The sequence below is a fragment of the Mesorhizobium sp. M0491 genome (assembly GCF_040321265.1).
Taxonomy (GTDB): Bacteria; Pseudomonadota; Alphaproteobacteria; order Rhizobiales; family Rhizobiaceae; genus Mesorhizobium.
On sequence record NZ_JAMYRE010000003.1, the window covers coordinates 30889 to 54847 of the forward strand.

The 23959-nt window shown below is 63.7% G+C and carries 15 protein-coding genes; 6 read left to right on the forward strand and 9 right to left on the reverse strand.

From position 1 onward, the window contains the following. The first annotated feature begins 20 nt into the window (after positions 1 to 20). Together NKI69_RS04050 and NKI69_RS04055 are read left to right on the forward strand one after the other, a co-directional pair. Entirely contained in the window at positions 21 to 6332 is a 6312-nt protein-coding gene (locus NKI69_RS04050) for a kinesin (protein ID WP_352720155.1), read from the forward strand. Between the two features lie 184 nt (positions 6333 to 6516). Then, complete coding sequence (locus tag NKI69_RS04055; protein ID WP_352720157.1) at positions 6517 to 7131, forward strand: 3'-5' exonuclease; 615 nt, start codon at positions 6517 to 6519, stop codon at positions 7129 to 7131. A gap of 51 nt (positions 7132 to 7182) precedes the next feature. Here NKI69_RS04055 and NKI69_RS04060 read toward each other — a convergent pair whose 3' ends face one another. From NKI69_RS04060 to NKI69_RS04075, 4 genes are all read right to left on the reverse strand, one after another. Next, positions 7183 to 7791 carry an ABC-type transport auxiliary lipoprotein family protein gene (locus NKI69_RS04060; protein ID WP_502900147.1) on the reverse strand — a complete coding sequence of 203 codons (609 nt, stop codon included), beginning with the start codon at positions 7789 to 7791 and terminating at the stop codon, positions 7183 to 7185. Positions 7792 to 7870: 79 nt separating this feature from the next. Continuing rightward, positions 7871 to 9244 (reverse strand): MlaD family protein, encoded by a 1374-nt coding sequence (locus NKI69_RS04065; protein ID WP_352440287.1) that lies wholly within the window; start codon positions 9242 to 9244, stop codon positions 7871 to 7873. Positions 9245 to 9258: 14 nt separating this feature from the next. Further along, a complete protein-coding gene (locus NKI69_RS04070) occupies positions 9259 to 10080 on the reverse strand; it encodes an ABC transporter ATP-binding protein (protein WP_352440286.1) in 822 nt (273 codons plus the stop codon). 1 nt (position 10081) lies between these two features. Then, a complete protein-coding gene (locus NKI69_RS04075) occupies positions 10082 to 11269 on the reverse strand; it encodes an MlaE family ABC transporter permease (protein ID WP_023810578.1) in 1188 nt (395 codons plus the stop codon). A gap of 76 nt (positions 11270 to 11345) precedes the next feature. On the opposite strand from NKI69_RS04075, the gene dgcA reads away from it, so the two are divergent. After that, positions 11346 to 12329 (forward strand): N-acetyl-D-Glu racemase DgcA, encoded by a 984-nt coding sequence (gene dgcA, locus NKI69_RS04080; protein WP_352720161.1) that lies wholly within the window; start codon positions 11346 to 11348, stop codon positions 12327 to 12329. Here dgcA and NKI69_RS04085 read toward each other — a convergent pair. Next, entirely contained in the window at positions 12300 to 13514 is a 1215-nt protein-coding gene (locus NKI69_RS04085; RefSeq protein WP_352720163.1) for an MFS transporter, read from the reverse strand. The two genes, dgcA and NKI69_RS04085, sit on opposite strands and share 30 nt — an antisense overlap. A gap of 124 nt (positions 13515 to 13638) precedes the next feature. Beyond that, a complete protein-coding gene (locus tag NKI69_RS04090; protein WP_352720165.1) occupies positions 13639 to 14454 on the reverse strand; it encodes a UDP-2,3-diacylglucosamine diphosphatase in 816 nt (271 codons plus the stop codon). A gap of 118 nt (positions 14455 to 14572) precedes the next feature. Here NKI69_RS04090 and NKI69_RS04095 point away from each other — a divergent pair, with 118 nt between their 5' ends. The 3 genes from NKI69_RS04095 to NKI69_RS04105 all read left to right on the forward strand — a co-directional run bounded on the left by NKI69_RS04095 (position 14573) and on the right by NKI69_RS04105 (position 19159). After that, on the forward strand, positions 14573 to 15352 hold the full coding sequence (locus tag NKI69_RS04095; protein ID WP_352440283.1) for an SDR family oxidoreductase: 780 nt from the start codon (positions 14573 to 14575) through the stop codon (positions 15350 to 15352). 177 nt (positions 15353 to 15529) lie between these two features. Further along, positions 15530 to 17854: an NADP-dependent malic enzyme gene (locus tag NKI69_RS04100; protein WP_352720167.1), complete on the forward strand. Its 2325-nt coding sequence runs from the start codon at positions 15530 to 15532 to the stop codon at positions 17852 to 17854. A 90-nt stretch (positions 17855 to 17944) separates the two neighbouring features. Further along, on the forward strand, positions 17945 to 19159 hold the full coding sequence (locus tag NKI69_RS04105) for a DUF2865 domain-containing protein (protein ID WP_023810571.1): 1215 nt from the start codon (positions 17945 to 17947) through the stop codon (positions 19157 to 19159). Here the strand turns inward: NKI69_RS04105 and gltX are convergent. From gltX to NKI69_RS04120, 3 genes are all read right to left on the reverse strand, one after another. Next, a complete protein-coding gene (gltX, locus tag NKI69_RS04110; protein WP_023810570.1) occupies positions 19077 to 20450 on the reverse strand; it encodes a glutamate--tRNA ligase in 1374 nt (457 codons plus the stop codon). The two genes, NKI69_RS04105 and gltX, sit on opposite strands and share 83 nt — an antisense overlap. Positions 20451 to 20636: 186 nt before the next feature. Further along, positions 20637 to 21842 (reverse strand): hypothetical protein, encoded by a 1206-nt coding sequence (locus NKI69_RS04115; protein ID WP_245273191.1) that lies wholly within the window; start codon positions 21840 to 21842, stop codon positions 20637 to 20639. Positions 21843 to 22073: 231 nt separating this feature from the next. Then, a complete protein-coding gene (locus tag NKI69_RS04120) occupies positions 22074 to 23879 on the reverse strand; it encodes an ABC transporter ATP-binding protein (RefSeq protein ID WP_023810568.1) in 1806 nt (601 codons plus the stop codon). Positions 23880 to 23959: the final 80 nt, after the last annotated feature.

Consider the following 23959-nt stretch of genomic DNA (forward strand, 5'->3'; position numbering starts at 1 on the left):
TAGTACAGGGTAGCGAAGGCATGGCAAAGAAACCAACGACGACGAGAACTCTCGACAGCGACGTGGCCAGGGAACTGGAAAAGGCGCTCGATCTCGACCTCAGCAACGAGATCGGCAGCGGCGACCTCGACATCGCGGCTTCGATGGAGGATCTGGAAGCTCAGATATCCCAGGCGGCCGACGAGCTGGCGCGCGAGGGACGCAATCATAAGCCGGAACAAAACCCGGAGCCTGTGGTCAATCAGAACCACGCCGCGAAACCCGCGCCCAAGGCCAAGCCTGCCGAATTGCGCCCCGTGGAACCGCGCAATGGCGCCCAGCCCGCGGGTTTCGCGCCGGCCAATGACGATCGCCAGAAGGACTACAAGACGCTTCTGCACAGCCTCAACAGGCGTGCCTCGAGCACCATTTACTGGGTCGTCGCCTTCGTTTCGCTCGCCTGGTTCGCCGGCGCCGGCGGTTTGGCCAATCTGCTTTTCGGACCGAGCATCTGGAGAATCCGTACGCTCGACCAGTTCCTTGCCCGTCCGGAACTGATCGGCCTCGCCGTCGCGGCCATCGTGCCCGTCATCCTGTTCTGGGCCTTCGCCGCCATGATTCGCCGCGCCCAGGAAATGCGCATCGCCGCACAGTCCATGACCGAAGTGGCCTTCCGCCTGACCGAGCCGGAAAACCTTGCCCAGGATCGCGTCATGATGATCGGCCAGGCCGTTCGTCGCGAAGTCGCGGCCATGGGCGAAGGCATCGAACGCACACTTGCCCGCGCCGTCGAACTGGAAACGCTTGTCCACAGCGAAGTCAACCAGATCGAACGCTCCTATTCCGAGAATGAATCCCGCATCCGTTCGCTGGTCGACGGGCTCGGCAGCGAGCGCGAAGCCGTCGTCACCCATGCCGAGCGCGTCCGCGCCTCGATCACCGGCGCGCATGAGACGCTGAAGGACGAGATCGGCGCCGCCTCCGATATCATCCGCGACTCGATCCTGAATGCATCGACCAAATTGTCGATGACGATCACCAATTCCGGCGACACGCTGATCGATCGCATCAACGAAAGCTCGATGTCGATCTTCGATTCGGTCGAAGGCCGGCTCGATTCGATCACCGATCGGCTGTCGACCTCGGGCGAGGCCTTCGCCAGCCTTCTCGACACCCGCATTGCCAAGCTGACGGACACCACGGACGGCCTGACGCGGTCGTTGACCGATCTGCTCGACGATCGCACCACCGGCATGGTGTCACTGCTCGGCGGCGCCGCGCGCACCCTCAATTCCGAATTCGAGGCCAGCCTCAACGGCATCGAGCGGACGCTCGCCGAACGCGGCCAGGCACTGATCAGCGAGTTCCAGACCCGCGCCGAGGCGCTCGACACCGGAACGCAGAAGCTCAATGCGGCACTCGAGGCCCGCGCCCGCCAGATCAACGAAACGCTGGTCGAGCGCGCCCGCGAAATCGCCCACACCTTTGCCGAGAGCAAGGACACGTTGTCGGCGATGATCGATCAGGGCAAGACCCAGATCGGCGCCGACATGGCCGACATCGTCACCTCGACCTCCTCCATGCTCGAAGCCCGCGCCAGCGACTTCGCCGGACGCATGGAAGCCGCCCGCCACGTCGTGTCGCGTTCGTTCGACAGCGACATCCAGCGGCTCGCCGACGCCCGCGTCGGCATCGAGGAAGCTGTCGAGAACCACAGCAGGAAACTGTCCGAAAGCCGCGAACGCATGGCCGCGGCCATGGAGGCCGACCTGGCGAAGTTCGCCGAGGGCCGCGCCGGCATCGATGCGGCGGTGACCAACCAGGTGCAGAAGCTGGCCGAAGGCCGCAGCCTGATCTCGCGCGCTCTCGAAGAGGATCTGCGCAAGGTCAATGAATCGCGGGCGGCCATCGATGCGTCGCTCGGCAGCCATCTCGAAAGGTTGGAAGAAGGCCGCAACAGGCTCTCCACTGCCCTAAACGAAGACTCCGGTAAACTGGTGCAAGCCCGTACGATCATTGATGAAATGGTCGCTGGCCATGTCGGCAAGCTCGCCGAGGGCCGCAACATTCTGTCGCGCGCCTTGGAAGCCGACCTCGGCAAACTGTCCGACAGCCGCGCCGACATTGACGGTCTGGTCGCCGGTCAGGTGGAAAAGATCGCCGAAGGCCGCGCCGTGCTCGCCAAGGCGTTGGAAAACGACATCGTCGGCATCAAGAGCCTCATCGAAACCCATTCCGCCAAACTGGCAGAGGACCGCACGCAGCTTTCCCATTCGCTCGACAATGATCTGTCCGGCATACGCGGCCTGATCGAAGGGCATTCAGGACGCCTCGCCGAAGACCGCAGCCTGCTGTCGCAGACCCTTGAAGCCGACCTTGCCAAGCTGGCCGAAAGCCGTTCGAGCATCGACGGTCTGGTCGCCGGTCAGGTCGAGAAGCTGGCCGAAGGCCGCGACATTCTCAAGCGCGCGCTGGAATCCGACCTGAACACGATCAAGGGCGTCATCTCAAGCCAGTCGGAAAAGCTGGCCGAGGATCGCGGGCAGCTTTCGCGGGTGCTGGAAACCGACCTGCAGAATGTGAACAGCGTCATCGCCGATCACATGAACAAGCTTGTCCAAGACCGCTCCGCCCTGTCCAGGGCACTTGAGGACGACCTCGCCAAGCTGGCCGACAGCCGCTCCAGCATCGACGGGCTCGTCGCCGGTCAGGTCGAGAAGCTTTCCGAGGGTCGCGACATCCTGCGGCGCGCTCTGGAATCCGACCTCAATGCGATCAAGGGAACCATTGCCGATCAGTCGCAGAAGCTGGTCGATGACCGGGCACAGTTCGCCCGAGCGCTCGAGGCTGATCTCGAAAGCGTCAACGGCCTGGTCAACAGCCATTCCGAACGGCTCGCCCAGGATCGTTCGACACTGTCGAGGTCACTTGAGGCCGATCTGGAAAACGTCGGTGGCCTCGTCAACAGCCACGCGGAAAGGCTTGTCCAGGAGCGCTCGACCCTGTCGAAGGCGCTCGAGGACGATCTCGCCAAGCTGGCCGAGAGCCGCTCCAGCATCGATGGCCTGGTCGCCGGCCAGGTCGAGAAGCTCGCCGAAGGCCGCGACGTTCTCAAGCGCGCGCTGGAAGCCGATCTGGCCAAGCTGGCCGAAAGCCGCTCCAGCATCGACGGCCTGGTCGCCGGCCAGGTCGAGAAACTGGCCGAGGGCCGCGACATTCTCAAACGCGCCCTCGAAGCTGACCTGCAGAAGCTGACCGAAAGCCGCAGCGATATCGACGACGTCATCGCCGGACATGTCGGCAAGCTGTCCGAAGGTCGCAATATGCTGACCCGCGCGCTGGAAGACGATCTCGGCAAGCTCGCCGAAACCCGCAAGGACGTCGACCGCTCACTCTCCGGCCACATCGACCAGATCGCCGCCAGAAGCTCGGACATCTCTGCCGCGATTGCGGGAGATGTCGAGAAGATCGAGCAGGCGTTCAGCCGTCAGACCGGCATCATCGAGGAGCGCGCCGGCACCATGGAGCGTGCGCTCTCGACAGGCGTCGACAACGTCCGCGCCGTGCTCGAGAAGAGCGCCGTATTTGTCGCCGGCGCCCTGCGCGAGAAGGTGCTGGAAGTCACCAGCACCCTGCACGAGCAGGCTGGTGCCGCGTTCAGCGACGCCGACCGCAAGATCGCCGAGCGCGCCGAGCAGACCTCCGCCGCCCTGCTGGCGCGGGCCGAAGACATCGCCCGCACCTTCGAGGATGCAGACCGTCGCCTGCACGCCCGTGCGGAAGATACGTCGAGCGCCTTGCTTGCCCGTGCGGACGACACGTCCAGCTCGCTGCTGGCCCGCGCCCATGAAACCGCCGATCAACTGGCTGCTCGCGCAAGCGAGATCGCCGGCACCTTCGAAGCGGCGGACCAGAAGCTCGCCGCCCGCGCCCAGGAAACCGCCGATCAGCTGACCGCCCGGGCTCAGGACACCGCCGATCATCTGGCAGCTCGTGCAAGCGAGATTGCAGGCACGTTCGATGCCGCCGACCAGAAGCTGGTCGCCCGCGCCATCGAAACGGCCCAGTCGCTGGCAGCGCGCGCCGGCGACATCCTGCGCAACTTCGAAGGCGCCGACCAGCGGCTCGGCATGCGCATCGGCGAATCGGCCGAAGCGCTTGCCGCACGCGCATCGGACCTTGGCCGCATCTTCGATGCCGCCGACCAGCAGCTCGTCTCGCGCATCGCCGAAGGTTCGGAAGCGCTGTCGAGCCGTGCTTCGGAAATCGGCCGTATCTTCGACGACGCGGATCAGCGCCTGGTGTCGCGCATCGCCAGCAGCACCACCACGATCGGCGAGCATGCCGAGACCATCGTCGGTGCCTTTGCCGATACCGAGCAAAGGGTCGCCGAACGCGCCAGGCGGACCGGCCAGGACATGGCCGTGCACGCCCGCGAAATCGAGCAGGCGCTTGCCGGCGCCGACGAGCGGCTCGCCTCGAGCGCCGCGGCCGCGGCCGCCCGTGTCGAAGAGCAGGTCTCAGGCGTCGAGAACCGCCTCGCCTTCACAGCCGAGACGATGGGCCAGAAGCTCAACGAGCAGGTGTCGAATGCCGAGGCGCAACTCGTCTCGCGCGCCAATGTGATCGCCGAGACCTTCACCGCGGTCGGCCAGCATATCGGCCAGAGCACCAACGATGCCGCCAAGACGATCGGCGCCAACACCCGCGAACTCAACACCATGCTCGCCGCACGTTCGGCCGAAATGTCGAAGATCCTCGACGAAACCGCACGGCCCTTGGTCGAGCGTTTCGCCCAGGGCGGCTCGGACCTGCAAAAGAGCATGGAAGAGGTCACCGAACGCGCCACCGAGAAGCTGCGCAGCGAGAATGCCGCGCTTGTCGACGCACTCGCGAACCGCACCGCCGAAACCTTGTCGGCGGTCGAGGGCGCCCGCTCGTCGCTGTCCGACAGCGTCGCCGATCTCATCGGCCGGATGACCAAGTCTAGTTCGCAGCTCGGCCAGCTGATCGAGCAGGCCGCGGTCAATCTCGGCCAGGTCGATGAACGCCTGAGCGGCAGCACGCAAAGCTTCGCCGCCACCACCGAGAAAGCCGCGCAGACCTTCGCCAGCTCGGCGCGACTGGTCGACTCGAACACGACAAGGCTGACGGAACTGTCGTCGTCCACCTTGCGCGAGGTGGCGTCGATCGCCACCAAGTTCGACGAACACAGCCGCCTGCTGTCCAGCGCTTCGGACCTGCTGAGCTCGGCCCAGAGCAATCTCGAACACACGCTCGAGAGGCAATCGTCGCTCGAAGACCTCGCCGTCGGCCTGGTCAAGAAGTCGGAAGATCTCGAAAGGGTCATGCGCTCGTTCGAAAATCTCGTCGGCCAGACGCTGCAGAACGCCGAAGGCAAGACGATGGAATCGGCCGACAAGATCCGCAATGCCATCACCGACGTCGTCGATTCGGCAACCAAGCGCTTTGCCGATGCGACCGAGGAGATGCGGCGCACCGCGGGCTCGATCAAGAGCGAACTCGACCTGACCCGGGCCGAGCTCAAGAAGGGCGTCATCGAAATGCCGGAAGAGGCAAAGGAATCGACCTCGGCCATCCGCCGCGCCGTTTCCGAGCAGATCAATGCCCTCAAGGAGCTTTCGGACATCGTGGCCAAGTCCGGCCGCGGCGGCGGTGACGGATCAGAACCACGCAACCTGCGCCCGGCGCCGCAAGCGCCGGCCGCACGCGCTGCCGAGCCGCCGCGCCGCGCACCGGCACCGCAGCCGGACCTGCGCACGCCTCAGGCGCCCTTGGGCGGCCCTGCATTGCGAGGCACGCTCGACCTTGAGCGTCCTGCCGAGGCGGCACCGCGTCCGCGCGGCGATGCCAGCGCCCGCACGCCTCAGGGCGGATGGGTGCGCGATCTGCTTACCGCGGCATCGAACGATGAGGACCTCAGGTCGGCAGCCCCTACGGCCCCTGTGGAAGCGCAGCGCGCTACCCCTGCCCAGCGCTCGCCCCTGCATGTCGTGGAATCGCTGAACTCGCTCTCCGTCGACATCGCGCGTGCCATCGACCACGATGCTTCGATCGAGCTGTGGAACCGCTACCGGCGTGGCGAGCGTGACGTCTTCACGCGGCGGCTCTACACGCTGAAGGGACAGCAGACGTTCGACGAGATTCGTCGCAAGTATCAGGCCGAGGCCGAGTTCCGCGCCGCCGTCGACCGCTACTGCGACGATTTCGAGAAGCTGCTCAAGGATGTCTCGCGCAACGACCGCGACAACATCATGGCGCAGACCTATCTGACGTCGGACACAGGCAAGGTCTACACCATGCTGGCCCATGCGAGCGGCCGCCTGCACTAAGACAGGAATTGAACAGGCGGGGCCATGGTCCCGCCTGTGACTGCGCTGAACCTCCGGCACGCGCCGAACCTGCCCGTAGCACGTTTGCAAGCCGATCGACGCGTTCGGGACTTGCTAAGTCGATTTCCGACGCACTGAAGTCCACCGACAATACCCGCTGCCCTGACGCTCGAAGGGTGTGATCGTGAAGACGGCAATCATCTTCGACTGCGAGTTTCTTTGCCTGGAGGGCTCGCAACGCCGATTCTGGTGCGCGGCACACGACCCCGACCCGGTGATCGCGCAGATCGGCGCGGTCAGGCTTGGACTTGAGGGCGACTTCCCCCTGCTCGGCAAACACAAGGCCTATATCAGACCGGTCGACCGGTTTGGTCAGAGATACGCCCTCGATCCGTTCTTCACCAAACTAACCGGCATCACCGAGGAAGATCTGGAGACCGAGGGGGTGGCGCTAGGAGATGCGCTCGCTGACGTCGATCGTTTTTCCGGAGGGTCGCGATTCTGGTCCTGGGGCAAGGACGAATTGAACATGATCGCCATCAGTTGCTATGTCGCGGGCATTCAGCCTCCGGTCCCGGCCACCCGGTTTGACAATGCCGTCAAGCTGCTGATCGCGGCCGGAATGCCCATCGAGGATCTGGCGAGAACGCCGAGCAACAAGCTCGCCGATTACTACGGCGTCGAACACCCGCCATTGCAGGGGCACGACGCGCTCGGTGACGCGCTGTCCGTCACCTATACCCTGCAGTACCTGATGAAGACCGGAAAGCTCCGCCCGGAAATCTTCGACCGCTTGTAGGTAGAGAAGCCTGGGGGGATGAAGCTTTGTGGGATTCCGGCGCCCCCGCGCTCAGATCACCGAATCCGTCCAGCTCACGATCTGCCCGGCGGCGTCGCCGAACGCCTTGTCGAGCGCGCTGACATAGGCAGGATTGCCGCTGCCCGAGACGGGTGCGGCTGCGGTAAAGCTCTTGGAGGCACGGACCTCGCCGTTGCGATCGTTCAGGATCCGCACGAACAGATCGACCTCGGCATGTTCGCCGCCGTCGACACGCACCTCGAAGGAGCGGATTTCGACGATCACCTGATAGTCGATCGCCAGGCCCTCGCCCGGCTTGCCGACGCCGGCAAAGCTGCCCGAGCGCTGGAAGGTCTCGGCCAGCCGCGCCTGCACGATCAGCGGCAGCCGGTCGGCCCATTGCGCGCCCTTGAGATACTGGATCGAGCGATCCGACGGCTTGATGACGATGTTCTGGCTGTCCAGCGCCTTGAGCGCCGACGGCTGCGCGATCAGGATCTGCCGGCGGCTGTGGCCATGCGCGTCGACCGAAGGCGCCGACAACTCGAACGTATCGAGCGGCGCGGGCTTGCCGCCCAACGCCGCGCAGCCGGCCAACGTCAAGGCAAGCAGTGCCGCAGCCGAAGTCAACCCGCCCGTTTTCACCCACACAGACTTCACGCGCGATCCCCGTTGTCCCCGGATCGTAAGATCGACCCGCTTTCGCGGCTCATGTTTCTGGGGCGCGCCGTCGCCGAAGTCAACGCCGCGCCCTGCCATCGAATTGCCGAACCTCGCCGTCGCCACCCGAAAGGATGCGCTGCGGATTGCGACTGAGATCGGTCACCGCCTCTTCGATGCGGCTGATCGAACGGCGGCTGTCCTGCACCAAAGCCTCGACATTCGAAAGCCCCTGTCCCGAGAAGCGCGCCAGATTGTCGGTGATGACGCCAAGGCGGGCATTCAGCGTGTCGGCAACCTGCTTGAACGACTTCAGCGTCGCCCTGGCATCCGCCATCACGCCGTCGGCCTGGCCCGACCCGAGCAAGGTATCGACCTTGGCAAGAATGCCATCGACGCGCACCGAGGCATCGTTGAGCCGTTGCGCGAGCTGCTTTGCATCCTTGATCGTCTGGTCGATGTCGTCGGCCCGGTTGGCGAACTTGTGGGTCACCTCAGCGATGTCGGCGGCGGCCTTGTCGGCGCTCTCGCTGGCCTTTTGGATGTTGGCGAGCGCCGAGCGCACTTGTGCGGGATCGATACCGTCGAGCACGTTGTCGACCTTGGCCAGCGTGCCTTGCGTCCGTTTGGTAAAATCGTTGACCGACCCCACGGCCGTATCGACGTTCTTGATCACGCCGTCGAGCTGTTTCGACGTCTCCTTGAGGTTACCGGTTACCGCGTCGACATTGGCGACGATGCTCTTGATCTTGTCCTTGTCGACGGCGTTGAGAAGGCCTTCGGCTGCTTTCAGCGTGCCGTCGAGTTTGCCGGAAACGCCTTTCAGCTCATCCGCCAGCGTGCTGGCGGCGGACAGGAACTTGTCGATGCCGTCCGAATTCTTGGCCAGCGCATCGGAGAAGGTCTGGACATTCTGGACGGTCTGCGTCAGCGGCCCGCGAACGTCCCTGGTGAAGCCTTCGAGCTCGGTCAGCACCTTGTCGGCGCGGGTGAAGATATTCTGCGCCGTCTGCAAGAGGTTGGTCACCGCCGACGGGTTGGCGACGATCTCGGCGACCTTGCCTTCCTTTTCCGCCTGGTCGAGGAGTTTCACTTCCTTGGGGTCGGCGCCCTTGAGCTCGATGTTGGCCTGCCCGGTCAGGCCGGCAAGCCCGATATCGGCTTGCGTCGATTTGGTGATCGGCGTCATGCGGTCGATCTCGGTATCGGCGATGGCAACCGTCGGATTGTCGACGTCGATATAGACGCGCTTGACGTCGCCGACCTTGACCCCGTTGAACAGCACGAAACTGCCGCGGCCAAGCCCGGACGCAGAGCCCGGAATGCGCACGCGCAGCAACGTCGTCTCGCCCTTGTCGCCGATGGCCGCCGTCCAGTAGACGAAGGCAAACGCCGCCAGGATCGCGGCCAGCGTGAAGATGCCGACAATGACGTAGTTGGCTCTGGTTTCCATTGTCCCACTTATGGCTATGCGCGCGCCGCAAGATCAAGTTGCCGGGCGCGTTTTCCGCGGAAATAGGACTTTACCCACGGTTCCTCGCTCTTCAGCATGTCGCCGATGGTGCCTTCGACCAGCACTTTTTTCTTGCCGAGCACGGCCACCCGGTCGCAAGCGGTGAACAGCGTGTCGAGATCGTGCGTCACCATGTAGACGGTCAGATCCATCGTATCGCGCAGCTTGACCACCAGCTCGTCGAACTCCGCCGCGCTGATCGGATCGAGGCCCGATGTCGGCTCGTCGAGGAAGACGATGTCGGGATCGAGCGCGAGCGCCCGGGCCAGCGCGGCGCGCTTGATCATGCCGCCGGACAGTTCGGACGGGAATTTCTGCGCTGCATCGGGCGGCAGCCCGACCAGCTCGATCTTGAGCATCGCCAGTTCGTCCATCAGCTTTCGCGGCAGGTCGAGATATTCGCGCATCGGCACCTGGACGTTTTCCAGCACTGTCAGCGCCGAGAACAGCGCGCCGTGCTGGAACAGCACGCCAAGCCGCATGTCGATGCGCAGACGCTCCGCATCATCAGCTTTCTCGATATCGACGCCGAACAGCTTGATCGTACCCGACTGCTTGCGCGTCAGGCCGAGAATGGTGCGCAGCAGAACGGATTTACCAGCACCCGAGGCGCCGACAAATCCAAGGATTTCGCCGCGCCTTATGTCGAGCGACAGTCTGTCGAGGATAAGCTTGTCGGCGAAGGACACGCTGATGTCATGCGCGGATAGCACGATGTCGCCCTCACCCGCGTCATCAGCCAATGCGCCTGCCCTTTTCCTGTTTCGCAGCTTCATCTCAGAACTCGATCGCTGCGTAGAACATGGCGAAAAGTCCGTCGAGGATGATGACGACGAAGATCGACTTCACAACCGAAGCGGTAACATGCTGGCCGAGCGATTCGGCGCTGCCGCCGACCTTCATGCCTTCGACCGAGGCAATCGTGCCGATGATCATGGCCATGAACGGCGCCTTGATCAGGCCGGCAAAGATGGTGCTGAGATCGATGGCGACGCGCAGCCGGTCGATGAAGGCGGCGGGCGGGATGTCGGAATAGAGCCAGGCAGCCAGTATGCCGCCGCCGAGTGCGGCGAAATTGGCGATGATGGTCAGGCACGGCAAGGCGATGACCAGCGCCACGAGCCGCGGAAAGACCAGGACGCCGATCGGGTTGAGCCCGATGACTTTCAGCGCGTCGACCTCCTCGCGCATCTTCATCGAGCCGATCTCGGCGGTGATCGCGCTGCCGGAGCGGCCGGCGATCATGATTGCCGTCATCAGCACGCCGAGTTCGCGCAGGATCAGCACACCGACCAGGTCGACGACGAAGATATCGGCGCCGAAATAGCTGAGCTGATAGGCGCCTTGCTGGGCAACGATGGCGCCGACGATCGCCGACATCAGCACCACCACCGGAATGGCGCCGACGCCCATGCGGTCGATCTGGTTGAAAATCGCCGCCGGGTTGACGGCATGGCCACGGCCGAGCTTCATCTGCGCGCCACGGATGGTGGCGCCGAGGATGTTCATCGAGGCGAGAAAATCGTCGCGCATCTCGTAGACCCGGCGGCCAACCGCCTCCAGCGCGCGAATGACGATGTTGGGCGGTCGCGCCGGGCCGGATTCGGGTTCGCGCCGCACGGCCTCGCCGACAGCTTCGAGCAGGATCGAAGCGATCTCGCTCTGGCCTTGCATCTGGATCTCGACGCCCTTCTTCTCGAAGGCGCTGACCAGCCGGTCGATCAGCCAGGCGCCGGCGGTGTCCATCTTCTCGATCTTGGAAACATCGAGCGCCAAGGTTTTGAAGCCGCTTCGCTTTTCGATCTTGCGCATGTCGGCGTCGATGAGCGCGACGGTCCTTGTGGTCCAGATTCCGGAGAAGGCGCAGCCAAGAACGCCATCCTCCTCGCCGATCGCCACGCGCGGTTCGTGGTCAGCCTCCCCTGCGGTCGTGCCGCTTGCGTCGCGCTTGCCGATGGTCAACATGGCGTCCTGTTTAGCCTGACGGGTCTGACCTGTCGATTTGCCGACAACGGTTGTCGCATAGCAGGAGCAGAAAAATATGGCGCGTGTCATTTCGGTTGAGGCCGAGCGTTTTCTCATCGCCGGAACCTTCACCATTTCGCGCGGTTCCAAGACCGAAGCCGAGGTGATCTCCTGCACGATCGGCGACGGCGGCCACTTCGGCCGCGGCGAATGTGTCCCCTACAAGCGCTATGGCGAGACCATGGAGGGCGTGCGCGACGCGATCGAGGCCATGCGTGGCCGGATCGCCGGTGGCATCGGCCGGACCGCCTTGCTCGATGCGATGCCGGCCGGAGCCGCCCGCAACGCCATAGACTGCGCCCTGTGGGATCTGGAGGCAAAGCTCAGCGGAACCTCGGTAGCAGTCGCGATAGGTGCTCTTCCCTTGCAGGCGCTCAAAACCGCCTACACGCTGTCGCTGGGCGAGCCGGAGGCGATGGCGGCGCAGGCCCGCGTCAATGCCGCGCGGCCGCTGCTCAAGGTCAAGATCGGCGGCGACAACGACATTGCCCGCATCCGCGCGGTCAGGCAGGCAGCGCCAGACAGCCGCATCATCCTCGACGCCAATGAGGGCTGGAGCGACGACAACATCGTTGCGAACCTCGCCTTTGCCGCCGAACAAGGCATCGCGCTGATCGAACAGCCGCTGCCGGCCGGTCGTGACGAGATCCTGCGCCATATCGCCCATCCCGTGCCGATCTGCGCCGATGAAAGCGTGCACGAGGCTGAGAATCTCGAAGCGCTTGTCGGTCTTTACGATGCGGTCAACATCAAGCTCGACAAGTCGGGAGGCCTGACTGCGGCACTGGTGCTGCGCGATCGCGCCCGCGAACTCGGTTTCGGCGTGATGGTCGGCTGCATGGTCGGCACGTCACTGGCGATGGCGCCAGCGGTGCTGCTTGCCCAGCATGCCGATTTTGTCGACCTCGACGGTCCGCTGCTGCTTGCCCGCGACCGGGTACCGGGCCTTGTCTACCAGGGATCGCTGGTGTCACCGCCCGATGCGGCGCTGTGGGGCTGAGCGCGCAGCAAGCCCGATGAGCACCAGCCCGATCAAGGCGATCGGGATCATGGCAAAGAAGCCGTCCACGCCGAGACGGTCGTAGAGCGGGCCGGACGCCAGCGTCACCACCGCCATGAAGAAGCCGTTGGAGAAATAGGCAATGCCTTGCGCGGCACCTGTCCGCTCCTCGGAGACGGTTTCGCCGATCATCTTCTGCAGGCCGATCAGCCCAAGCGCCACCGAGACCGAGTGCAGCGACTGGACACCGAAGAAACCGGGAATGCCGAGGCCGAGCGGCCAGACCAGCGGAAAGGCGATCCAGCGCACGATGGAGCCGATCCCCGCCATCACCATGATCGACACGACGGAGAACCGGTCAAAAAAGCGGGTGAACATCATGAACATGCAGACTTCCGACACCACACCCCAAGCCCATAAGAGACCGACAACCGAATCACTGATGCCGATCGATTTCCAATAGATGGAGACGAAACCGTAGAGGAATGCGTGGCTGGCGGTGATGACGCCGACGCCGACGGAAAAATACAGGAAATACGGGTTGAGAAGCTTCGGCGCCGAATGCTGGATGTCGGCGGCCGACAGCGGTGAGGCGCGCCGCGGACGGCCTAGACGCGGCGCCAGCAGGCCGGCGGCAAGGGCCGCGGTAAACGCCGCCAGAATGACAACCGGAACGGCCTGCGAACCGGTTGCCGACAGAATGAAGCCGCCGGCGACATTGGCGCAGAGATAGGAGATCGAGCCCCATTTGCGCATGCTTGTGTAGTTCGAACCGAAGCGGCGGACACCCGAAAGCGCCAGCGAATCGGCGATCGGCGAATGCGGCGTCCAGACAATGGTCAGCGCCAATGAGACCGCCAGCACCATCGCATAGGTCGGCGGCAGGAAATAGCCTGCCGACAAGAGCAGTGATGCAGCCATCAGCGCGACATAGACATCGGCGCGGTCCCTGGCACGGTCGGCCAGCGCGGTCAGTAACGGCGTCGTCACCACGCGCAGGAACATCGGCGCCGCCAGAATGACGGCGATCTGCTCGGCGTGAAAACCCTTGGCCTGCAGCCACAGTGGAAAATAAGGCAAATGCGTTCCGAGCGGCACGTACAGCGTCGCGAAGATCAGGCTCATGCGCAGTTCGAAATGGCGCGGCTTGACGAGTTGTTCGGACGAGAGCTGCGGCAGGGCCATGAATCGATCCAATCGCGCTGTATTCGACCGGACGGCAACGCGTGTCGATCCCTTAACATGGACGAAAACCGGACGAAACCGGTTGGACTAATTGATTGATTCCGAAGCCCGAAAAGACTTCGGACTATGCCGCCTGCCCTACCCGATCTTCGATGAGCAACGGGATAAAGGGCTCGTCCGGCGCTTCGGGCAGCACCTGCGCCCAGGTCAGAATTTCCATGCGGCCGTCAAAATGCTCGACCACGGCCGTACAACTTTCCACCCAGTCGCCGGTGTTGATGTACTGGACATCGCCAAAATTCTCGATGACGGCATGATGGATGTGGCCGCAGATGACGCCGTCGACATGCGAGCGGCGCGCCTCGTCCGCAAGCATGGTCTGGAACGAGCCGATGAAGTTCACCGCCTTCTTGACGTTGTGCTTGGCCCAGGACGAAAACGACCAATACGGCAGGCCGAGCAGTTGCCGCAGCCGCGTCACCACGCGATTGACCAGCATGGCCGCGTCATAGGCACGGTCGCCGAGATAGGCGAGCCAGCGCGCATTGTGGACGACGGTGTCGAACTGGTCGCCATGGATGACGAGCAGGCGCTTGCCGTCGGCGGTCTCGTGGATGGCGCTGTCGGCGACGACGATGCCGCCGAAATGCACGCCCTGGAACTGGCGGGCGAACTCGTCATGGTTGCCAGCGATGTAGGTGATGTTGGCGCCCTTGCGCGCCTTGCGCAGCAGTTTCTGCACGACGTCATTGTGGCTTTGCGGCCAATGCCAGCTCCGTCGCAGCCGCCAGCCGTCGACGATGTCGCCCACCAGATAGATGATATCGGCATCGTGATATCGAAGGAAATCGATCAGGAACTCGGCCTTGGCCGCCTTCGAGCCCAGATGGACGTCGGAAATGAACATGCTGCGGAAAGTGCGGGGCTCTTGGCCGGACATCGCGATTTCACCGTTGCTTTCGCGAGCCTATGCCCCGATTCATGCAACAACCGTATGACGGTTGCGATTGGTCCAGCCGAAGGACTAGCCTGCCGGCCAAATCACAGGAGAAATCGTCATGGATCTTGGTATCCGCGGAAAGAAGGCCATCGTCTGCGCTTCGAGCAAGGGGCTCGGAAAAGGCTGCGCCATGGCGCTGGCCGAGGCCGGTTGCGACATCGTCGTCAATGGCCGCAACGCCGAACTGGTGGCCAAGACCGCCGCGGAGCTGCGCGAGCGTTACGGCGTGTCGGTGACGGAAGTCGTCGGCGACGTCTCCAAGCCCGAGGTGCAGAAGGCGCTGCTCGCGGCCTGTCCCGAGCCAGATATCCTCGTAAACAACAATGGCGGGCCGCCGCTTCGCGACTTCCGCACGCTTGATCGCGAAAAAATCCTCGAAGGCGTCACCCAGAATATGGTGACGCCGATCGAGCTGGTGCAGGCTGTCATCGACGGCATGGCCAAGCGCGACTTCGGCCGCATCGTCAACATCACCTCGTTGTCGGTCTATGTGCCCATTCCCGGCCTTGATCTCTCGTCCGGCGCGCGCGCCGGCCTGACCTCGTTTCTTGCCGGCGTGGCCAGAACGGTGATCGACCGCAACGTGACCATCAACAGTCTTTTGCCGGGTAAGCTCGACACCGACCGGCTGCGCGGGCCGCACGAGGCCGGCAGTGTCGAAAGCCCTGAGGCCGCAGCCGCGCGCAAGACCCGCATCAGCGCCGACGTTCCGGCCAAGCGGCTCGGCACGCCGGAGGAATTCGGCCAGATCTGCGCCTTCCTGTGCTCGGTCCATGCCGGCTATCTGACCGGGCAGAACATACCGGTCGATGGTGGTCTCTACGTCAGCGCCTTCTGATCAACTTGTCCGTGAAACTGCAGGAATGGTCTGTCAGAAAATCAAGATAAGCATCTGATTAATTGTGGCTTTCGCCGCGCCACCGGGTAAAGCTCTCGGCGCGTCAATTAGCGTCGCGAAAAACCACGGCTGCATGCTAAAAGGGAATCTCCAGCCAGATTTCGAGGGAGCGGCCGCATGGAAGGCGAGAGCAAAAAGACGGCACGTTCGGACCTCGACGAAGCCGCCCTCTACTTCCACAAGCACCCAAGGCCGGGAAAACTCGAGATCCAGGCGACCAAGCCGCTCGGCAATCAGCGCGACCTCGCGCTCGCCTATTCGCCTGGCGTCGCCGCCCCGTGCCTGGAAATCCGCGACGATCCGGCGACCGCCGCCGACTATACCGCGCGCGCCAATCTTGTCGGCGTCGTCACCAACGGATCGGCCGTTCTCGGCCTCGGCAATATCGGCCCGCTGGCCTCCAAACCGGTCATGGAAGGCAAGGCCGTCCTGTTCAAGAAGTTCGCCGGCATCGATGTCTTCGACATAGAGATCGACGCGCCCGGTATTGAGCGCATGGTCGAGACGATCTCGGCGCTGGAGCCGACCTTCGGCGGCATCAACCTCGAGGACATCAAGGCACCGGAATGCTTCGAGGTCGAGGAACAGCTGAAGGCGCGCATGAAGATACCGGTGTTTCACGACGACCAGCACGGCACCGCCATCATCGTCGCCGCCGCCGTGCTCAACGGGCTGGAATTCGCCGGAAAAACCATATCTGAAATCAAGATCGTCACCTCCGGCGCCGGGGCTGCCGCCCTTGCTTGTCTCAACCTGCTGGTCTCGCTCGGCGCCAAGGTCGAAAACATCTGGGTCACCGACCGTTTCGGCGTTGCCTACAAAGGGCGGACCGACGAGATGGACCGCTGGAAAGACCCTTATGTGAAGGACACCGAGGCGCGCACGCTGGCCGACGTCATATCGGGCGCCGATGTCTTCCTCGGCTTGTCGGCGGCAGGCGTGCTGAAGCCGGAACTGCTCCAGCACATGGCACCGAAGCCGCTGATCCTGGCGCTGGCCAACCCCAATCCGGAGATCATGCCGGAGGCGGCACGCGCCGCCCGCCCCGATGCGATGATCTGCACAGGCCGTTCCGATTTTCCCAATCAGGTCAACAACGTACTTTGTTTTCCTTACATTTTTCGCGGCGCGCTCGACTGTGGTGCCAGCGCTATCAACGAGGAGATGAAGATGGCGGCGGTCCGCGCCATCGCAGCCCTTGCCCGCGAGGAACCTTCGGACGTCGCTGCCCGCGCCTATTCCGGCGAGACGCCGATCTTCGGCCCTGAATTCCTGATTCCTTCGCCGTTCGATCCGCGCCTGATCCTGCGCATAGCGCCCGCGGTCGCCAAGGCAGCCTGCGACACCGGCGTCGCGACAAGGCCGATCACCGACTTCGCCGCCTATATCGACAAGCTGAACCGCTTCGTCTTCCGCTCCGGCCTGGTGATGAAGCCGGTGTTCTCCTCCGCCAAGGCATCGAGCGCCAAGCGCGTCATCTATGCCGACGGCGAGGATGAGCGCGTGTTGCGCGCCGCCCAGGTGGTGCTCGAGGAAGGCATCGCCGAGCCGATCCTGATCGGCCGCCCGCACGTCATCGAGGTGCGCCTGAAGCGCTACGGCTTGCGCATCAAGCCCGGTGTCGATTTCGGCCTGATCAACCCGGAAGACGATCCGCGCTACCGCCATTATGTCGACCTTTTGATCGAACTCGCCGGCCGGCGTGGCGTGACGACGGAGGCCGCGCGCACCATGGTGCGCACCGACAACACGGTAATCGCAGCGCTTGCGCTGAAGCGCGGCGATGCCGATGCCATGGTCTGCGGCCTCGAAGGCCGCTTCGAGCGGCATCTGCGCAACGTCACCTTGATCATCGGCCCCCGCGCCGGCATCAAGGACCACGACCTGTCGACGCTTTCCATGCTGATCTCGCAGCGCGGCATCATCTTCCTGACCGACACCCACGTCTCCGTCGACCCGACGGCGGAAGAAATCGCCGAAATGACCGTGCTGGCGGCGGAAGAAATCCAGCGCTTCGGCATCGAGCCTAAGGCAGCGCTCTTGTCGCATTCCGATTTCGGCTCGCGCGATTCGCCCAGTGCCCTGAAGATGCGGCAAGCAGCGGCGATCCTGGCGCGCATCGCGCCTGACCTTGAATGCGATGGCGAGATGCATGCGGACACTGCTCTGTCGGAGCACCTGCGCCAGCGCGTGTATCCCCATTCGAGGCTGAAGGGCGAAGCCAATTTGCTGGTGTTCCCCAACCTCGATTCGGCCAACATCACGCTGACGGCGCTCAGAACCATGACGGATGCGCTACACGTCGGGCCGATCCTGCTCGGCACCGACATGCCGGCGCATATATTGACGCCGTCCGTCACCTCGCGCGGCGTCGTCAACATGACGGCGCTTGCCGTGGTCGAAGCCGCCCACAAGGCACAGGCGGTCGTCAATCTGGGCTGAACACGGATTTCGCGGTAAACTGCAGTTAACCGCGAACACGGTAGCCTTGCGGGGCTAACAGTCGGGATTTGGCAGGCGGAGTTTGGGCGGATGGCAAGCGGAGGGTGGAAGCAGGCGCATGCTGCCGTGCTGCTTGGCCTCCTGTTGTCTGCAACCTGGGGGGTGGCCGAGCCACAGGCTGCTTCGCGGGTCTGCCGCCAGCTGGAAGCCGATCTTGCCGCGTCCTCGCGCGGCGGCGGTGGCGGTCCGGCGCTGATCCGGAAATACGATTCCGCAATTGCCAGGCAGCATGAACAGATTTCGAAGGCTCGCAGCCAGGCGAGCCGGGCCGGGTGCGGTTTTTCGCTGTTTGGTCGCAACCTCAATCAATGCGCCGGACTCAACGCCACGATCGACCGCATGAATGCCAATCTCGACGCCTTGCAGAACAAGCGCGAGCGGCTGGCCGGCGGCGGCTCTCGCCGCGACCGCGGACGCATCCTGGCGGCGCTTGACGCCAATGGCTGCCGCGACGACATCGTAGCGCCTCGGCGGACGCCTTTGCAGGAAGCCAACCGCGACGGCGGCAGCGCAAACCTGTTCAATCAGCTTTTTGGCGGCAACAGCCAGCAACTCGATATGCTTGATGAGCCTAGCCCGCCCGACGATCCAGGCGAGGAGCGCAATGTCCGCCGGGTGCTCAACCAGCCCGGCATACCCGATTTTCCGAGCGTCGGCGGTGAGTTCCACACCTCCTGTGTGCGCACCTGCGACGGTTACTTCTTCCCGATGTCGAACTCAGCCTCGGCTGGCGATTTCGAACGTGACCAGAAGAATTGCGAATCGAGCTGCCCCGGCACCGAAATGCAGGTTTTCTACTCGCGCGGCATGGGCGACGATTCGGCCTCGATGACGTCATCTATCACCGGCCGGCCCTACAGTGAATTGCCGACCGCCTATCTCTACAAGCAGCCCGATATGTCGCGGCCGCCGGCTTGCGGCTGCAACGCCGCCGCGCAGGGTTTTCAGATCATCGCCGGCAACCCGCCGAATCCGGAACAGTTGCAACCCGAGACGGACTCCGCACCGTTCATTCCGGTGCCGATCTCCAAACCGGATCCAGGTGCCGATCCCGAAACGCTGGCCAATCAGGAAGGCGGGCTCGACCGCGAGACGATCAAGCGGGTTTCCGCCAAGCCGGTGACGTCGCCGATATCAGCCTTGCCGCCGGAACAGCGGAAGGTCAGGGTCGTCGGGCCAACGTTCCTTCCCGACCCATCAGCGGCAATAGATCTGCAAGCTCCGGCCCCGAAGGCAGTCCGGTAAGGGCTGTTCTGAGCGGCATGAACAACGCCTTGCCCTTGCGGCCGGTCGCTTCCCTGATCTTGCCCGTCCAGTCCTTCCAGATCGTCGCGGTCCAGGGTTCCTCCGGCAACAGGTCGAACGCCTGTCGAAGAAAGTCGCGGTCCTCATCGGAAAATTCCGGCGTCTCCTGAGGCCCTTCGCGCAGGATGCGCCACCAATTGACCGCATCGGCCAGCCTGTCGAGATTGCCGCGCACCGCCAGCCAGAACGGTTCGGCCTGCTCGCCGGAGACGCCGAGCACGATCAGACGGTCTTGTGCCTCGGCGAACGGCATGTGGTGCAGCAGCGACCGGTTGAGTACGAACAGCTCGTCCGGATCGAACTTGGCCGCGGATTTCGATGTCGCCGCCGGATCGAAGCGTTCGGCGAGTTCGCCCATCGTCGGCATCGCTGCGACATTCTCCGAAGTGCCTACCAGAACGGCCAATGATGCGACGGCCATCGGCTCGATGCCGTCCTCGCGCAGGCTCTCGATGGAGAGCGCGCCGGTGCGCTTAGACAAGCCCTCGCCCGATGCGGTGGTCAGGAGATTATGGTGGCCGAACACTGGCGGCTCGGCATCCAGAGCCTGGAACAGGGCGATCTGCACGCCGGTGTTGGTGACATGATCGTCGCCGCGGATGACATGGCTGACGCCCATCTCAATGTCGTCGACCACGGAAGGCAGCGTATAGAGATAGGTGCCGTCCTCGCGCACCAGGACCGGGTCGGAAAGCGAGGCCAGATCGACGGTTTCCTCACCGCGTACCAGGTCGTTCCAGTGGATTTCGGTGCGTTCCGGCTGTTGTGGATCGCCTGAGAAATTGGGGAGGAGAAACCGCCAGTGCGGCCGGCGGCCATCGGCCTGGTACTCGTCGATCTGCTCTTGCGTCAGTGTCAGCGCCTCGCGGCCATAGACCGGCGGCAGGCCGCGCGTGCGGCGCACCTTGCGCCTGAGATCGAGTTCCTCCGGCGTTTCGTAGCAGGCATAGAGAACGCCTGCCGTCTTCAGCCTCTCGACCGCCGCGTCATAGACTTCGAAGCGCCGCGACTGGTACTCGGTGGCGTCGGGAAAAATGCCCAGCCAATGCAGGTCATAGAGGATGGCGTCGGAAAACTCCTGCTTCGAGCGCGCAATGTCGGTGTCGTCGAAGCGCTGGATGAATCGGCCCTTGTTGTTCATGGCGAACAGCCAGTTGAACAGGGCCGTGCGCGCATTGCCGATATGAATGCGGCCGGTCGGCGACGGGGCGAAACGAACGGTAACTGTCATGAACGGGGCGTACCGGATGCTTTTGTGGTTGACAAGACGCGCCCCCGCGTTGCCCGGCAGACATAGAACATGGCGGCTGGAATGAAAAGACCGGGCGGTGGACGCCTCAGGAGGCGCGCAGTCCGGAGGCGGCCTTTGTGACCCAAGCGTAGCCAGCCGCTGGGGCCGACGACCGGTTGAAGGCGATCAGCGGCCGAAATCATCGGAACTGAGGCGGGTCCAGCGGTCGCCCACCAATCCACCGATAAAAATGTCGCCGGAGCGGACCGCTTCCGTGACCTCGGCGATGCGCGAGCGGACCATCGTTCCCCCGGCATAGCGGAAGAAGACATTCTTGTAGCCAAAGAGTTGAGGTATGAATCTGGTCTGCGTCTGTCCGGTGATGCCCACGCAGCCCATCTCCCATGCGGCGGCGACAAGCGCATCCAGAGTCGCGCCCCAGTGCGGTGCGGATGCCTGGATCTGCAACAGGTTCGCCATGCCGCCGGCCTGACCATAGAAGGCATGACAACCGAGCATTTTGCCCGTTTCGTCGTAGATCCCACCGAAATGAAGGGGGCCGTCGGCCCGCTTCTCGGCCGCCAGCGCAAGCAGCCGTGGCAGTTCCCCATCCTTCCAACTCGGCCGAAGAGCGTAACCAGACAGGAGAGTCGGCAGCTTCTCGGCAAATTGCACGGCATCGATCGGCTCACGGTGGGTGCGATGTGACGATGAATGGAGGACGGGGGGCTCGAACCTTTTCTTCGCGAGAGCATCGAATGCTCTCGCGCATGGATCGAGTACAAGGCGAGGCAGGCCAGGCCATTTACGGTGCAGTGCGGAGGCGGCCATCGCCGCCGGCCGGAAAACATATGTCCATCCCAGACAATGCACCGGAAGGAGTTGGTACTTCATCGGGCGCGCGAAGGCCAAGGATGTCCGGTTGGCCGAATCGGTCAGTTGCAGATCGAATTCGCCTTGATGCAAGGCACGCAGCAATTGGGGTCCGGCCGAGCCGTCATCGGTGCCGGGGTCGGCCATGAGCGGCCCGATGATCGCCGCATTCAATGCCGCTCCATTGAGCTCGTAGCGGGCTTTCAGAACGCCGAGGAACCCACCCAGACGACCGTGCCGATTGATCTGGACAAGAGCGTTGCTTTCCCCGGACTGGCCGGCAGGGTCGAGATAAATCTCTCTCATATACGCGGCCGTCTCGGCGATCGCGCGATCGAGGAGGTGGCGGCGGCGGCGGCGAAACTTCGTCAGGAAGAGTGCGGCGACGCGCTCGAGATCTTCGGCAGCCAGCGGACGAACCGAGCCATGCTGAGATTCCAGCACTGACGGCGCAGCCAACTTTTCCTCGGCATTCGCAGAAAGATGCATCGTGAAGAACGTCCGTAGGTTGCTCTCCATCGGATATATATCAACCAATGGTAGAAACAACGTATCTCGGTCGGTATGATGAACAGAGGTCTCAAGACTTACTATCCGGACAGGACTTCACAGGCAAATCAAGTCGGCCAGCATCACGGCGCTGATCGGCGGGTTGGCCGCGGCCCTGCGATCGCATGCCCTGGTCCAGCCCGCTGGGCTGACCGTGCCGGACAGAAGCGGCCTCCGGCCGAAGCTGCAGGCCGCCTCAATTCAGCTCACAAGTCCCTTGGTCAGTTCCAACGCCTGGCGTTCGAACAGGCGACGGTAGATGCCGCCTTTCAGCCGGATCAGTTCGTCATGCGAGCCTTCCTCGACGATGTTGCCGCGATCGAAGACCAGCAGCCGGTCCAGCGCCCGCACCGTCGAAAGCCGGTGCGCGATGACCAGCGTCGTGCGGCCGACCATCAGCCGCTCCATCGCCTGCTGAATCAGAACCTCCGATTCCGAATCGAGGCTCGATGTCGCCTCGTCGAGGATCAGGATGCGAGCATCGGCAAGAAAGGCGCGCGCGATCGCCACGCGCTGACGCTCGCCGCCCGACAGTTTCACGCCGCGCTCGCCGACCAGCGTGCCGTAGCCCTTCGGCAGGTTGGTGATGAAGTCATGCGCACTCGCCAGCTTCGCGGCATGCTCGATCTCCTCCTGCGTCGCACTCGGCCTGGCATAGGCGATGTTTTCGGCCAGCGACCGGTGGAACAGGATCGGCTCCTGCTGAACGATGGCGATCTGCCCGCGCAACGAGGCTTGCGCCACCTGCGAGATGTCCTGGCCGTCGACCAGGATTTGCCCCGCATTCACGTCATAGAGCCGCTGGATAAGCTTGACGAAGGTGGTCTTGCCCGACCCCGAATGGCCGACCAGCCCGACGCGCTCACCCGGCGCGATATCGACCGAAAAGTCGCGGTAAAGCGCCGATCGGTGATGGCCATAGTGAAAGGTGACGTTGTCAAAGCTGATCCGTCCTTCGGTGATCCGGATCGGCTCGGCACCTGGCCGGTCCTCGATGCCGAGCGGTTCGGACTGGAAATCGACCAGCTCTTCCATATCGTTGATGGAGCGCTGCAGATTGCGGATATGCGTGCCGATATCCCTGAGATAGCCCTGCAGCACGAAAAGCGAGGTCAGCACGAAGGCAACGTCGCCGGCGCTCGCCTGCCCCCACGACCACAGCATCAGCGCCAGGCCGATCACCGCGGCGCGCATGACCAGCAGCAGCACCCCTTGCGTGGTGCCGTTGATGGTACCGCGCACCCAGGTGCGCCGTGTGCGCGCACGCCATTTGGCGACGACCTTGGCCAGTCGGCGTTCTTCGCGCTCCTCGGCGCCAAAGCCCTTGACGACGGCGTTGCAGCTGACCGCGTCGGCCAGCGAGCCGCCGAGGCGGGTATCCCAGGTGTTGGCGAGCCTTGCCGCCGGCGCGACATAGCCAAGCGACAGCAGCGCCGTCACCGTGATGAACAGCACCGAACCGGCAGCAACGACCGCACCCATCAACGGCCAGAACCAGCCGAGCAGCAACGTCGAGCCGACCAGCATGACGACCGACGGCAGCAGCGCGATGAGGATGGTGTCGTTGAGCAGGTCGAGCGCCCACATGCCGCGCGTCACCTTGCGAACGGTCGAACCGGCAAAGCTGTTGGCATGCCAGTCGGTGGAAAAGCGCTGGACGCGATGGAAAGCATCGGCGGCGATGTCGGCCATCATCTTCAACGTCAACTCGACGATCCCCATGAACGCAAGATTGCGCAAGACGACGCCGGCCAGCGCCAACGCCATCAGCATCGAGAACGCCGTCATCGCGGCATTCCAGGCAATCGCGTCGGCGCCGGCGCTGCTGGCGACGGCGTCGACCAGCCGGCCGGAGTAGAGCGGCGTCAGCACATCGGCCAGCGTCGACAGCAGGAAGCTGCCCATGATGAGCGAGAGCCGCCAGGGCTGGCGCCGCCAATGGGTGAGCGTGAAGCCAAGAACGCTGCGAAAGGCGCTCGCGCGCAAATCGATCTTAAAACGAGCCATGATGTCATTCGGGCACAAACGAGCCCGATCCCAGTAGGTCGAAAATTGAAGAAGCCGCGCAAGGGGCCAATGAGTGCCCG